Annotated in this window: 9 protein-coding genes; 1 reads left to right on the forward strand and 8 read right to left on the reverse strand. The window is 65.1% G+C overall.

The window, feature by feature from the left end; all coding sequences use genetic code 11:
• Window positions 1-35: 35 nt before the first annotated feature.
• The 4 genes from EYF70_RS14945 to EYF70_RS14965 all read right to left on the reverse strand — a co-directional run bounded on the left by EYF70_RS14945 (window position 36) and on the right by EYF70_RS14965 (window position 4,735).
• Window positions 36-2,018, reverse strand: a complete 1,983-nt coding sequence (locus EYF70_RS14945) for a hypothetical protein (RefSeq protein ID WP_131146124.1) — start codon at window positions 2,016-2,018, stop codon at window positions 36-38.
• Between the two features lie 280 nt (window positions 2,019-2,298).
• On the reverse strand, window positions 2,299-2,640 hold the full coding sequence (locus EYF70_RS14950) for a YciI family protein (protein WP_165497673.1): 342 nt from the start codon (window positions 2,638-2,640) through the stop codon (window positions 2,299-2,301).
• Window positions 2,641-2,789: 149 nt separating this feature from the next.
• A complete protein-coding gene (locus EYF70_RS14955; protein WP_131146125.1) occupies window positions 2,790-3,350 on the reverse strand; it encodes an SMI1/KNR4 family protein in 561 nt (186 codons plus the stop codon).
• An 848-nt stretch (window positions 3,351-4,198) separates the two neighbouring features.
• The gene (locus EYF70_RS14965) at window positions 4,199-4,735 is read right to left on the reverse strand and encodes a GNAT family N-acetyltransferase (RefSeq protein WP_165497674.1); all 537 of its coding nucleotides are present in this window, start codon (window positions 4,733-4,735) and stop codon (window positions 4,199-4,201) included.
• Between the two features lie 270 nt (window positions 4,736-5,005).
• On the opposite strand from EYF70_RS14965, the gene EYF70_RS14970 reads away from it, so the two are divergent.
• On the forward strand, window positions 5,006-6,343 hold the full coding sequence (locus tag EYF70_RS14970; RefSeq protein WP_131146127.1) for an alpha/beta hydrolase: 1,338 nt from the start codon (window positions 5,006-5,008) through the stop codon (window positions 6,341-6,343).
• A 33-nt stretch (window positions 6,344-6,376) separates the two neighbouring features.
• Here the strand turns inward: EYF70_RS14970 and EYF70_RS14975 are convergent, their stop codons facing one another.
• Genes EYF70_RS14975 through EYF70_RS14990 form a run of 4 tightly spaced genes read right to left on the reverse strand, consistent with a single transcriptional unit; the run spans window position 6,377 to window position 14,606 of the window.
• Window positions 6,377-8,962 (reverse strand): beta-glucosidase family protein, encoded by a 2,586-nt coding sequence (locus tag EYF70_RS14975; RefSeq protein ID WP_165497675.1) that lies wholly within the window; start codon window positions 8,960-8,962, stop codon window positions 6,377-6,379.
• A 5-nt stretch (window positions 8,963-8,967) separates the two neighbouring features.
• Window positions 8,968-10,227 (reverse strand): MFS transporter, encoded by a 1,260-nt coding sequence (locus tag EYF70_RS14980; RefSeq protein ID WP_131146129.1) that lies wholly within the window; start codon window positions 10,225-10,227, stop codon window positions 8,968-8,970.
• Window positions 10,224-11,888 carry an alpha-L-rhamnosidase-related protein gene (locus tag EYF70_RS14985; RefSeq protein ID WP_218943790.1) on the reverse strand — a complete coding sequence of 555 codons (1,665 nt, stop codon included), beginning with the start codon at window positions 11,886-11,888 and terminating at the stop codon, window positions 10,224-10,226. Before EYF70_RS14985 ends, EYF70_RS14980 begins: the two co-directional genes overlap by 4 nt.
• Window positions 11,889-11,915: 27 nt before the next feature.
• Window positions 11,916-14,606 (reverse strand): TonB-dependent receptor plug domain-containing protein, encoded by a 2,691-nt coding sequence (locus tag EYF70_RS14990; protein ID WP_131146130.1) that lies wholly within the window; start codon window positions 14,604-14,606, stop codon window positions 11,916-11,918.

Consider the following 14,606-nt stretch of genomic DNA (forward strand, 5'->3'; position numbering starts at 1 on the left):
TCCGTTGCGCCGTATCCGGCACGGCGGCCTCCCTGCTAGTTCACAGACTTGCAAATGCCCCGGGAGGCTGTCGGCCAGCGTTTGCCCAGTGCGGGACTGCACTTGATGCGTTGCGCCACTTCTTCGATGGCTCCATGGTCCTGCTTGAAGGTCGTGTACATCACCCCTTCGATCGCCAACGGCACGGTGCTGGTATTCAAGGCCTCGAGCCATGACGTCAGGTTGGCGTCGTCATTGTAGTAGAGCGCGATCACCTGGCGGAAGTCCCGGAAATAGGCAAGCGAATCGCGGCGCTTCTGGGTGACGATCACCTCGGTTGTATCCGTCGTCGCGTTCTTCGCCGTCCAGTTGACGATGATGGTGGAGGGGTAAAGCGGGTATGGGCGCTGCGCGTTGTAACGCTTGCAACGCTGGTCCGTGCTCGAGCTGGTGCAAGCGACATCGAACAGTGCACCGTTGACCTTGTAGTACGCCGGAATGGCGTTCATGTAGGGATCGAACATGTCGTTCCACACCAGGGTTTCCACGTACTCGCCGGTCGCAACCTCGTTCTGTACGCCGCGCACCATGTGGTGCAGGTAATCCGCCGCCGAAACAGTCGGACAGGCGGCAATCTGGCGCTCCCAGTTCATGATGCGGATTTCGTCATAATAGAGGAAGTATCTCGGCTTGTAATACTTGTTCGATTGAAGACTGAACAGCTCATCGATTTTTCGCCACTGTGCGTTCTGGATATCGAAAAAATCGCCGTTCGGACAGGCGATTCCCGGCACCCCGCCACCGAAAATATGTTCGCCTGACTGCCGCCATTTGACCTTGAGCGTCTTCTGCGACTTGATCCCCGCCGACTTCAATTCCAGCGCTTTTCCTGCATAATCCCCGCCGGCATGGTCGCCGAGCTTGTAATCGTCCGTTGTGAATGTCACCGTTCCAGCTTCGTTGGTCACCACCAGGTCGTTCTTGTCGCCCCGTACCACGTCATGCGACACGCCGATTTCACGCAGGGATACGTTGTCGATATAAACCGAACTTTCCGATTTCGCCAGATCCCACGTACCGAAGTAGATATTGACGGGTACCTTGCCATCTTTTACGGCGTTGCCGGAGTTGAACTGGATATTGAAGGTCCGCCATGCGGCATCAGGTTTGAACAGCTCGGTGTTACTGTACTGCAGGAACTCTCCCTGGTCATTTGTTCCATGGCCCAGTCCGCCGCGTGCATAGACTGGCAAGGTGTCCTGGCTTTCCGTCAGGATCTGCAGCTTCAACAAGCCCGGATCATCGAAGACGTCCGACCTCACATTGAACGTCAGCCGGTACGCTGTATTCGGGTCCAGTGCAACGCGCTGGAAAAGCCGGGTCATATTGTGTTTTCCGGGTCCGGGAACCGGCGGCGGATTCAGCTTGGCCGTCAGCTTGAATACCGGTTCGCCGGAAATCGTTTCAAGTGCTCCACCGCCATGCTGCCCCTCGGCCGGCCCGTCAAACTTCCAATCCGTGTTACCCGCGATATCAAAACCCGGGTTCTGGATCAAGTTGCCCCTGCCCGTCCTCACCACGGCTTTGTCGGCGCCGGGTGGGACCGTATAGGTGGTCGTCGTCGGAAACGCCTCGCGCAAGTCCGGCCGCTTGAAGGACACCAGTTCCGGGTTGGCGCCGACCGGGATCAGTTCGATGCCGACGCGGGTGCTGATTTCCATCGCCTGCTCCAGCACGTCGGTAAGCTTGCCTTGATAGTACCCATCCAGTAACTGCACATAGGACCCATAGCTGCCACCCGCCATGGCCACGCCGTTATAGCCCGCATCTTTCGCCCGCTTCAGCAGCTTCTCGAACGCGACCATGTCGATAGGCTCCACCACATTCGCGTCGTTCTTTTTCAGCAACGAGCCATGCCAGTAAACCCAGCGCTTCGGCAGGCATTCTTCGGCGCAGATATCCTGGGAAAATGCAGGCAAAGGGCTCGTGAACAATAATGCCAGGCTTCCTGACCAAACTACCGACTTGAAAGTTTTCATCGCTGCCTCATCAGAATGGACGGATGGACAGATTAACTTATTTTTAACTATTAATCGATGGTGCCGGCATTCTGGACGGTGGCAGTACGACAGCCAAGCCCCGGAATAACTATCAATAAGGAATGGACGGTACAGTTTCCAGTGGCTGACTATTATTTGACAACCGATTGCCATCAAGAGAGAAATCCAGCTTGAAAAAACGAAGCGTCGCTCCTCGCTGTGGGCTTTCCAGAAAACGATCCGGCGGTACCGCCGAAGGTTTATTTCGCAACGGCTGCAATCAGCTCTCGGAGTCGTAATGGAACTCGCGAAGCTCCTGCGCACAACGGCAGGCCGCGGCGAGCCGGGCCGCCCATGAAATCGCTTCATCCCTGGAGGGCAGTTCGAGTACGCAGAATCCGCCATCGAACTCGCTGGTCTGCGGATAGGTCCGGGTTTCGCAGCTCCCATCGGCCGACACCATCAGGGATGCAACCCCGCTATTGATTCCGCCGCCAAAAACATAGACTCCCGCCGCCTTCGCTTCCCGGATTACCGTACGCGACGCCTCGCTCACGGCGGGCATCTCCTCGGCTGGAACCTGCATTGCATTCGCGGGGAAGGAAATCAGGAACTTGGTCATGGTCCACTCCTCAAATATTGCATTACGAAGTCAGGACTGAAAGCCCGCGCTCCGGCAAGCTTCCTCTTGCGAGACAATCGGCAGCCTGCGCCCGCCGACCCTGATCGTCCAGTTGAAACCAGATGCGCTCGCCGCAACGATCATGGCAGCTACGCCGGGGCATCCCAGGGCAGCGTCAGGCTGCTGAAGTTTACAATGGCGGGGTCCCGGTCACGTACGTACTTCTCGTCGAACGGCCAGCCGGTTCGCACGATATCGTCTTCCAGATAAAAGCGCAGGAAGTGCGCCAGGCTGGAGGCGACGACATAGGCGCCGGTATCGACACCGGTATCCGCAGCGCCAGGCGTTTCCACGAAGATTACAGGACTGCTTTCGGCGCATTCGCCCTGGATCGCCAGTACATAATAGTTTCCGCACCCATCGCCTGCCACCGGAATCCATCCCCGTGCGCGCCAGTCCGGGAATAGCGACCAAAGGAATTCGATGTCCAGATGCTCCTCGCTGATACCGAACCCGAACAGTCCGCCCGGCCCCGCGCACAGCCCATTGGCGATATGAAGCCACTGCGACAGGTCCGATGGTATTTCCCGCCCGAGCATAACCCGCAGTGCTTCCGCTTCGGTGGTGTCGATACCCCGCAGCGGCATTTCCCCAAGTGGATGGGGCGACCGAGCCAACAGCTCGCGAATCTCGTTCCAGTCAGCGAACATACATCCTTGTACCGGTGATCAATCGAAGGGCGAATGAGCCAGGCTCGCGGTTCAGCCGAGCGGCGCCTTATTAATGCTTCGGGCGTTCATCACTGCCCGGTCGCTATCGGCCACATGGATCGTCATCGTATATCGAGCGCTTCCCGTGACAAACCCATACGCTAGGCAATCCGCCTGGCGATACCGATTGGCAGCTTCGCGGGAACCCATTTCAGCTGTTGCTCCAAGTGAAGGCCGGCCGGCTTGTCCTTCGAGTTCTTCCACACTCCGCCGCCCTGCAGCCATGCGGTCCGATAACGTTCGACACCGGCCTGCGTCGAGTCTTCGTAGCCGAACTCGCATCCACAGCAAGGACAAAGGTCGAACAGTGGAGTACGTCCATCCTCGCCCCATGGTGCTTCTTCCACAGGTGCGCCGCAAACATGGCAGTGATACATAAGGGCTTTCAATAGCAAGCAGACTCATCCAGGATCGTACACGCTTCCGGCCGATCGCTCCAGGATCCTACGCGGCTGTTTTCGCAACCGGCTCAGCCCAAACGCCGCCAACAGGCCAATTGGCCAGCACGCGATGAGCACTCCTTCCCAACGGTTCCAGTCCCGATACGATTCGTACGAATGATGCTTGCCTGTCTTACCGCAGTACGGACCATCGACGCAAGGTTTGTACGGCGCGTCTGGATACGTTATCAGTCCATAGAAAAACACGGTCAGGCAACAGGCTACGATGGCAAACGACAACGCCTGCAGCTTGAAATGCCTTCCCTTGAATAGCCAATCCTGTACGCTTTTCATCTTGCCCTTTCCAAGTTGAATAGCCGCTTCCGGTCCATTATGAAGCAGGAGGAATCAGCGATCGGGAACGACATAAGGCAAAACCCGCTTCCGGAACATCGCTTCGCGTTGTCCGGACAAATGCTGCGTCAGTTCGACCAGTGTTCCCATTTGCGCGGACTGAAGCAGGCCGGAAATACGAAAACCCGCCCGCAGCTTCGCGATGATTACCGGATTGTTGACCACCGAATGGCGAGAGCGGATGCACCACGCGCCCTGCGCCGATGCATGGCGCTCGACGGCTTGCAGCAGCAATGTATAAACGCCTCTCCTTCGATGGGCTGGCATGACGCCGCTATTCGCCATATAAAAGGCGTTGTCCTGGTCCATCCAGCCATAGGTCCACCCGACCAGTTCCTGGCCGTCATAAGCGCCGAGCCTGCAGATGGAAACAGTGCCCCGTGCCGGGAAATCCACGTCGGTGCGCTCGGAAGCCAGTACAGAACCCAATTCGGCTGAAACCTGCTCGATATCGGCAAAAATGACTTTCTGGAGCGATGAGAAATGCGGCTCCGGGAATTTATCGGTGTACCGGATTTCAATGGATGGCATCTTGTTTTCTCGAGGTAGTTGTATCCGCTGCCGTCCAGTATATGCCATGCGAATTCGCCGGTTCAATGCGCGGCGAGCCGGAAATATCCCTGGCACGGCCGGCCGCCGCATCCGCGGACGATCCCGGCACCTGGTCAGGCAAGTCCGGTGCGCTTCCGCGCGTCGTGCAATTTCGCCACGTTTTTTTTCTCCCCGTCGTGCTATCGTAATTCGACGCCATCCTGCGACGGGAGCGGCATCCAGATAGCCACTCAACCAACGAGGGACACCATGCTGCAGACCAGGCGCGTCAACCCACTGCTTTTGCTGGCCCTCACGACCGTTCTCGCAGGCTGTGGCGGCGACGGCGACCAGGGCGCCAAGGGGGAACCTGGCGCGCCCGGCACCCCGGGCGCCAATGCCGACGCCATCGCCACCATCGGCGAGGGCGCCATCATCATCGACGGCGCGGCCGCCGGCGATCCGAAAGAAAGCATCTATGTCCGCAAGGCCGGCCATGGCCCGAAGGTCATCGTCCTCGTACCCGGCAATAACACGTCGGGCGCCACGTTCGACGGCATGATGGGCTTCTTCCGTTCCATCGATGCGCTCAATGACGCCTATACCGTCTACACCTTCGACTACCGCGGCAGCGGCAAGTCGAGCTACAACAGGAAGATCACGTCGCTGAAGGATTTCGCCGCCGATTTCGACAAGGTGATGAACAAGATCGCCAACTTCCCCACGTCCGGCGTCACGCTGGTCGGCTACTCGATGGGTTTCGGCACCGCGCTGGAAATGGTGATTGCCAATCCCGGGCGGTACGCGAATGTGGTCAGCCTGGCGGGGATCGGCACACGCGGCGTCCGTGTCGGCTTCAACGCGGGCCAGGCCGGCACCGATGCGGCCGGCCATGCCTGGGCGAACGGCGACTGGGTCACCGTCGCGAACGATGCAGCCGGCCTGGCCGGCACGGAGTTCCAGCAGCGTTCGTGGCAGGGCGACCAGCGCACCTATGCCAACGTGCAGGCCACCTGGGACGCGGTGGTCTACAACGATGTCCTGAAATACGACATCAGCAAGGCGTTTACGCCGGCGGCGGTCACTGATCCTGCGTTCCGCGCATCGCCGAACTACGGCAAATCGCTGCTGGACGGCTTCACCATCCAGTACATGCCGGAGTCGCTGTACTACTCGCACAAGTTCAATGTCTCGCCCGTCGCCGTGGTCAAGCCCGCACCGAATGCCGACGGCAGCGTGGTCACCATCCCGGGCGACGGCCGCCTGGCCGCGCTGTTCAACGGCAAGCGTGCGATGCTGGTGAAAGCCACGACCAGCTTCGCCACCTGGCGCGGCGACCAGGTCATCTACGACAACTACACGGCCACCTCGAAGTACGACCTGAAACGGGCGGGCGCCAACGTGACGGCCGTGATGATCAATCCGGACCAGGGCTTCGACCATGGCTTCCCGGTCGCGCGGCCGCTGGAAACGGTGCGGCTGATCGACGCCTTCGTCAAGGGCGAGATTTCCGCGACCGGCGCGGCAAGCGCGCTGGGCGGCGCCGGCGTGGCCGTGTATCCGAATGGGGAAACGGCCTGGGAGACCGACACCTTCACGGGATTCTGACAGGAGCACGAAACCGGTGCCCCCGCGTCCCTCTTACCTGAACAACTCGACCTCCTGCCGCTGCACGATCTCGGCCGAGTTGAAGCCGACGCCCAGCGCCACCTTGCCCGCCGGTGCGATCCACTTGTTCGCCTTGTCATCCCAGTACGACAGCAGGCGCCGCTCGACGGGAATCGTCACCACCTGCTCGCCGCCGGCCGGCAACTGGACCCGGGCAAAGCCCACCAGCTTCACGGCCGGCGTCTCCACCGGCCCCGGCAAGGCGCCGCTGTACACCTGCACCACGGTCGATCCGGCGCGCGCACCGGTATTCTTCACGCGCACCGACACCGTGGCCGCCACGTCCGCCGGTCCGCTTTGCCCGCCCTGCCCGCCACGCACTGCCCGGACACCGAGGCCATCGAGACTGAAAGTCGAATACGACAGGCCGTAGCCGAACGGGAACAGCGGCTTCTGGCCATGCCTGTGCAGGTAGCGGTAGCCGACGAACACGCCTTCGTCGTAGCGCACCGTGCCGCCGCCGGCATACGGCCGCGGGCCCTGGCGTTCATCGGCCAGGAACGACACCGGCAGCCGGCCGCCCGGTTCCGCGTCGCCGAACAGCACGTTGGCGATCGCCGTACCGGTGGCGGCACCCGGATACCACATCTGGACCACCCCTTTGACCCGCGGCAGCCACGGCATCTTCACCGCGCCGCCCGTGTTCAGCACCACGATCGTATTCGGGTTGGCGGCGGCCACCGCTTCCACCAGCGCATCCTGGTCGGCCGGCAGCGCGTAGTTGCCGCGGTCCATTTCCTCGCCCGTGACCTGGTTGACGAACACCACGGCGACCTCGGACTTCTTCGCCAGCGCCACGGCGTCCGGGATCATCGAAGATCCCTGCCATCCCAGCTGGATGCGCGGCCCCGTGAAGGCGCCGCGCGACGAGTACTCCACCTCGATGCGTACCTTGCGGCCCTTCTCCATCCGTACCACGCCATACAGCGGATAGGTGTACGGACCGGAACCGGGGAAGCCGTCGGCCGTGGAGCGGGCGCCGTCGATGACGGCCTTGCCGTCGATCGTCACCTTCACCGCGCCGCTGACGGACGCGGCCAGCCGCACCGGCCCATCCTTGTCGGGCGTGTATTCCGTGACCCATTTCGCCGACCATTTCGCCGGCATCGCCATCGACGGCTTGCCCTTGATGTCGATTTCCTTGACGGTATCCTCGCCCAGGGCGCCGCCGCCGAAGTCCTCGCTGCCGAAGTACCGCACCTGCCAGCCCGGCTTGCCGTTAGGCGCCACCAATGCCACGGGCGGCGCGAAGATGCCGCCATCGGCGGACATCGACGGCAGCACCACGTCGCCCAGCGAACCCTGGGCATGGGCCACTTTCGCGCCGCTGCCCGCCTTCGCCGCGATCGCTTCGAGCGGCGTCGTGAACTGGCCCGGATCGACGTAGGTCGACCACATCACGCCCGTCACCGCTTCCCTGCCGGCCGGGCCGATGACGGCGATCCGGCCGCCACGGCGCAGCGGCAGCACGCCGCCCTCGTTCTTCAGCAGCACGGTGCCGCTTTCGGCCACTCTGACCGCCAGCGCCTGGTGCGCCGGCGTCGTCACCACGGCGGCCGGCGTATCGGTCACGGGGCGGTCGAACGTGCCCGTCGAGAACAGCGCCCACAGCATGCGGCGCGCCGCGTCGTCGAGCCGGCTGGCCGGGATGCGGCCATCCCTGAACCCTTCGGCCTTGCGCAGGAACGGCTGCAGCGACCAGGAATCGATGCCGGCGTTGAATTGCGCGATGCCGTCGGCGCCGCCCATGAAGTCGGTGGCCATGTAGCCCTGGAAGCCGTGCCGCTTGATTTCCCCCAGCAGCGCGGCGTTTTCCAGCATATAGGTGCCGTTGACTTTCGGGTAGGAGCCCATCAGGGCACCGATCCTGGTCTTCTCCACCAGGTAGTGGAACGGCAGGTCGTACACCTCGCGCAGCGCGCGCTGCCCCACCTCCACGTTCATCGTCAGCCGCTCGCGTTCCGTGTGGTACACCGTGTAGTGCTTGGCCATCGCGATGGTGCCTTCGCCCTGCATGCCGGACGCCACTTCCGAGCCCAGCACGGCATTGACGAGCGGGTCTTCGCCGAACGATTCGGTCAAGCGGCCGGACAGGCCGTCGCGCGCCACGTCGACCGTCGGGCCGAGGATCACGTTCCAGCCCTTGCCGCGCGCCTCCACGGCGATCGCCTTGCCGTACTCGCGCGCCAGCGCCGCGTCGAACGTGGCGCCCAGCGCCAGCGGCACCGGGAACGCCGTCACGCCCTTGTCGCCGCGCAGGCCGGCCGAGGCGTCGACCCGGGTCAGCGGCTGCACGCCCAGCGGCGCCAGCGGCGCGTACTCGGCGGGGTCGACGCCGCTCACCAGCGCCACCTTCTGTTCGAAGCTCATCGCCTTCAGCAACTGGGCGGCGCGTACTTCCGGCGCCTGCGTGGCATCCCGCCACGGTTGTGCGGCCGGCCCGGCCGCCTGCGCCAGCGCCGCGATTGCCACACTCCCCGCGAATGCCAGGCCCACGTGGAGGGCTACGCCACGGCGCAACAGTTTTTTACTCATCGTCTCGTCTCGTTGTGTTGTCATGAAAATCACTGCAGGGCCGCGCTCGGCAGCCTGCGAATATACAGCCAGCCCAGCGCGGTGGTGAAGCCGACCGCCACGGTCAGCGTGAGGAACAGCGTGGCGGGGCCGCTCTCGATCAGCAGCGGCGTACCCAGCGCCGCCACGGCGGCCAGCATGCGGGTGAAGAAGGTGGTGGCGCCCTGCGCCGTCGAACGCAGCAAGGTCGGGAACAGCTCCTGGCTCCATACCTTCCACATCGATTCGCCGGCGAACGCGCCGCCGATGCCTTGCAGGATCTGCCAGGCCGCCAGCGAGTACACGTTCACGCCGAACAGGATCGGCATCAATTGCCCGGCCACCGCCAGCACGCCGCCCAGCACGAACCAGGTCATCCGCGACGGCAGGTCGACGGTGCGCATGAAGAGGATCGCGCTGGCGAACGACACCACCAGCTGAGCCGTATTCACCAGGCCCGCCGTGGAGACGGAGGTACCGGCCACCTCCGTGTACAGCAGCGTGCCGAACTGCCCGCCCGTGTTGGCGGCCAGGTTGAACACGCCGTAGAACAGCCCCAGCGCCACGAACGGTCCGATGTAGCGGCGGCCGAACAGCTGGCGGATGCTCCCGGCATCGAGCGCCGCGCCGCCCGCTCCGGCATCCGCATCGGCGCGGGCCCGCGTCCATTCGCCCGATTCAGGCAAGGTGGCCCGCAGTGCCAGCACCAGCAGCGCCACCAGCAGTACGTGCGCCCACATGATGCGGCCACCCAGCTCGCCGAACCCGCCGACGAAGATCTGCAGCACGTAGGTTGTGCCGATCGCCGCCATCCACAGCACGTGCGAGAAGGCGATCAGCCGGCCCTTGAAGCCGGGCGGCGCTTCCTCGGCGATCATCGCCATCGAGACCGGCAGGTCGGCGCCGATGCAGAAGCCGACGATGACCGTGCCCGCGACCAGCACCGGCAGCGACGGCGCCAGCGCCAGCATGCCCGTGCCGAGCGCCAGCCCGACCATCGTGGTGGTGAACACGCGGCGCCGGCCGAAGCGGTCGCCCAGCCGGCCGCCGACCAGTGCGCCGATGGCGAACAGCGCCGTCAGCAAGGCGGACAGCTGGCCGATGTGCCCCAGCGACAGGCTGAAGTGATCCTTGTACAGCACCAGCGCGCCGCCGCTCGTGATGATCGCGGCGGCATCCAGGTAGGACGCCATGCCGGCCAGGATCGCCACGCGCCATGCCGGACGGGGCAGGTCGCGCAGGCGCGGCACGGGAATGGTTTCGACTTTCATGCGCCCTCCCCCGTCGATGCCGCATCCGCCACGCCATCCGGCCGGCCCAGGCCGCGGGCCCGGAACAGCCAGGCGGGCGAGCAGCTCCACGCGTGGCAGTAGCTGTTGGCATGGATGTCGCCATACGGTGACGCCAGCGGATCGGCCGGGTCGAACGCTTCCCAGAAGGTGTCGGCGCCGGCGTCGAGCATCGCGCCCCAGTACGAGCGCACGAGGCCGAGGGCCTCGTCCTCCATGCCGCACGCCAGCATCGCCTCGGCGATGTAGTGATACGCGTACGGTGTGATCGGCCGCACGGCATGCGGATCGGCCAGCGCGTTGCGCAATGCCGCCTGCGCCTCCTCGCGCGACTCGGGTATGCCGGCCAGCACCAGCCAGGCCTGGGCCGCGCACGATACCTGCTGTTCCGGCCCGCTCGTATAGACGCCGCGGCCCGCGTCGAACAGCTGCGCCCGCGCGGCGGCGGCCATGCCGTCGACCAGCGGGCCGTAGTGGGCTACCTCCTGCGCGCACTCGAGCCGCTCCGCCAGGGCCAGCATGCGGCGCAACGCGAAGACGATCACGCCATGGGTCGCGGCACTCTTGTCCAGGCCGAAGGCCCAGTCGATGAAGCACCAGGTTTCGCCCGTGTCGTGGAACAGCAGCGTGTCGTCGAGCCGGGCCAGCAGGCAGTCGACCTGGCGCCGCGCCACCGGCCACAGTTCGCGGCCGCAAGCCAGGTCGCCGGTGGCGTCCACGTATTCCTGCAAGGTCACGCAGAACAGCGCCGCGTAGTCGAGCGTGGTGGTGTCGCCGTAGGTGGGCTCGGGGCGCTCGTACACGCAGCCGTTCACCAGGCCGTCGGAACGGGGCAGCCCGGCGAACAGGTACAGGCAGCGCTTGACGACATCGTCGGCGCGCAAGGTCGCGTAGCTGGCCAGCGCCTGCAGCCGCAGGTCGCCGACCCACAGGCGCCGGTCGCGGCGCGGGCCATCCTCGAACGCCGTCTGCAGGCAATCGCGCAGCGTGCGCTGGGCAACCAGGTCGACCTGGCGGATCCAGTCCGGATACGCCTCGGGCAGCGGCGACGGCTCCGTGCGGGCCGACGTGACGGCATGCGCCGTCATCGCCTCGAAGCGCACGCCGAAGCGGCGCGACGCGGCCAGCACCTCGACCTTGACATAGCGGAAGGCGTGCCGGCGCGGCACCCGGAACAGCGCCGGCAAGTCGTCGACGGTGACGATTTCTTCCGGCAGCCAGGCCGCGCTGATCCAGCCCGAGTACGGATACAGGGGCTCGGCCACGTCGGTCGGCACCTCGCCGAACGTCAGCCGCAGGCGGATCGGGCTGTCGGCCACGCTGCCCACGGGCACGGCGCGAAACGACAGGTAGCCGGTCAGGTGTTCGCCGAAATCGGCGATGAACGCACTTCCCTCGGCCCAGCCGCGCCGCGCCAGCTCACCGCCATCGGCCAGCCGGCGCATGGCGTGGCGCAAGGCCAGGTCCGGCCGCGGCTCCGCCTCGACCAGCGCCACCGGCGGGATGGCGCGCTCGTTCAGGGCGGGGATCAAGGCCTGCGCCGTGCGCAGGTATGCTTCGACGGGGGCGCCGGCCGGCAGGTTGATCCGCCGCGCTTCCTCGGCCGCGTTGGCCTGGGCGATCTGTTCCGGACTTGGTTTCATTGCTCTCCTTGTTGATTGCAGGGGCGCTTACCAGCGCTTGGTCAGGCTGGCCGAGATCACGCGGCCCAGCGGGTTCGCGGCGGCGGCGTCGAAGCCGAGGATCGAGCCGCCGGTATAGAACACCGGCGGATTGCGGTCGAACAGGTTGGTCACGTCGATCGCCAGCGTGGTGTTGCCCAGCACGGCGCCATCCTTGAAGTTCCAGGCGAAATGGCCATCCACGGTGTTGAAGCTGGACACCCGCTGGACCGGCGTGACGCCCGTGTTGCGGTAGCTGCCGACGTGGTTGGCGAACAGGGCGGCACTGAAGGCGCCGCGTACCAGGCCAGCCTGCAGCCGCACCTTGTCGCGCACCGAGTAGTTCGTGTTCAGCAGCTCGATGGTTTCCGCCACGCCCGGCACGTTCTGGTCGAACTTGAGCATGCGCGTACCGGCGATCCCGAAGTTCCACTGGCCGGCACTGTTGCGAAGGCGGTATTCGACGTTGTAGTCGATACCCTGGATCGTCTCGTCGGCGAAGTTCTGCCGGCGCAGGTCGTAGATCGCCAGCGGCAGGCCAACGTCCGGATAGATCAGGCCATCGTGGCGCAGGCCGGCCAGCAGCGGCTCGACGGTTGAACGCCATTGCGCGTCGGTGGCGCCGGCGGGACGCAGCGTGCGGTACCGGTCATAGGCGCCGATCGGATTGAACAGCGGCCCGAAGGTGGGGAAGGTGATCACATCCTTGTAGTCGATCCGGAAATAGGTCAGGCCCACCTTGAAGCCGCCCAGCAGCTCGGGGCCGAGATCGAGGCCCATGCTGTAGGTGTTGGCTTTCTCCGGTTTCAGGTTGTTGCCGCCGGCCAGCCACACCGCGTAGTCGGACGGCCCCGCGGTGCTGCAGCCGAGGTGCTGGCCGGGCAGGCAGTCCGCACGGATGGCGCGGCTGTCGATCGCGCTTGGCGCATCGGCCAGGCTGGGTGCGTGGAAGGAGCGGCCGGCGGAGAATCGCACCTTGGCGCCGTCGGCAACCGTCCAGGTGGCGCCCACCTTGGGATTGGTGGTATTGCCCACGTCGCTGTAGCGGTCATGGCGCGCGGCGACCGACAGGTCAAGCTTCCTGACGCCTGGGATGCCGTTCGCCTCGCCCAGCACGGGGAAATACAGTTCGCCGAAGATGAAATCGTCATCGCGGGTCCCGATCGACGTGTACGGCGCGGCCGTGAAGTCGCCGCCGACCGGACCGGCCGACGTCAGGCCTTCCATTTCCTCGCGGCGCGTGCCCGCACCCAGCGCCGCGCGGGCCTTGCCGCCGCCCATCTGGAACAGCGGGCCATCGAGCTTGACCTGGGCTTCCTTCAGGGTATGCCGCGCGTTGTAGCGGGTGACGAAATTGCCGATCTGCGAGAGTACGCCGGCGCTGGTCTGCGCGCCGATGCCGGTCGGATTGAACGTGCCGTTGGCGGCGGCGCTGATCGCCAGGGCCTGGTTGATGCCATGGTTGTTGACGTCATCCTTTTCGATCCCGTAGTTGAACTCGACCTTGGCGCTCCAGTCGTTCGGCAGTTGCACGTTGGCGCCCGCCACCAGGCTGCGCGTGCTGGTGGTGATGCGGTTCGTGAACGCCGCGCCGAAGTCCGCGGCCGGGTTGTACGTCACCGACTGCGGCGCACCCGCCTCGGCACCGGCCAGCGGCAGATAGAAGGGGCTGCTGGCCGGCACGGTGAGCGACAGCCCGCCACTGGTGACACCGCTGCCGGAAACCCGCGAATCGAGGCGGCGCCCCGAGTACAGGAAGCTCGCATACAGCTCGGTCGACTCGCCGACGTCCTGGCGCACGCTGAAGTAAGCCTGGTCACGGTGCTGCGCGGGATACAGGTCGTTGCCCCGGTTGGTTTCGCAACGCGTGGCCGCGCCCGGACCCAGCGGGCCGCCGGCCACGATGGGATAGTTCACGCCGCCCACGGTGGCCGTGCCCGGCGTGCAGCTGGTCGAGCGCGCGTCGGCGCCGCCCCAGCGCCGCTGGTCGGCCACCGCGAACGGGCGGGCGAAGCCGTCGAGCGCGGTATTTTCCGAGCGTTCGATGGCGGCCAGCGCATGTCCGCCATCCCATTTGTGTCCGACCAGGTGGCTGAAGTTCTTCGTGCGGTAGCCGTCGGCGCTGCCGAAGCGGACCTTTGTCTCGGCACCGTCGAAGCTCTTGCGCGGCACGAAGTTGATGACACCGGCCACCGCATCGGACCCGTAGATGGCCGAGCCGCCGTCCGCCATGACCTCGACCCGTTCCAGGATTGAGGTGGGGATCGCGCCGGCGTCGGGCGCGGTCTGGTTGATGCCGGCACCCGGCAGGCGGTGGCCATCGAGCAGCACCAGCGTCAGCCCGCCGCCGCCGTTGCCCACGCCGATGCCGTGGATGGCCGGCTGGTCGACGAAGTTGGCCTGGTTCTGGCCGTTGTTGATGCCCGACGCGCTGAAGTTGTTCATCTCCGGCACGGAGCGCAGCAGCTCGGTGGAGGTGGTCGCGCCGGTGGCGGCGATGTCTTCGCGGCGGATCGTGGTCACGTCCGAGCCCACCGCGGCCACGCCGCGGATGCTGGTGCCGGTCACGGTCACCACGTTCTCGGGCTGCACGGCCTGCTGGGCCGCCGCGCCGCCGATGACGCCCGCGAGGCCGCAGATCGCCAGCGCGATCCTCGTCATGCGCATGCCGGGAACGCGGTGAATGGGGTGTGCTTGCAT

It is taken from the genome of Pseudoduganella albidiflava, from assembly GCF_004322755.1.
In the GTDB taxonomy this organism is placed as follows: domain Bacteria; phylum Pseudomonadota; class Gammaproteobacteria; order Burkholderiales; family Burkholderiaceae_D; genus Rugamonas; species Rugamonas albidiflava.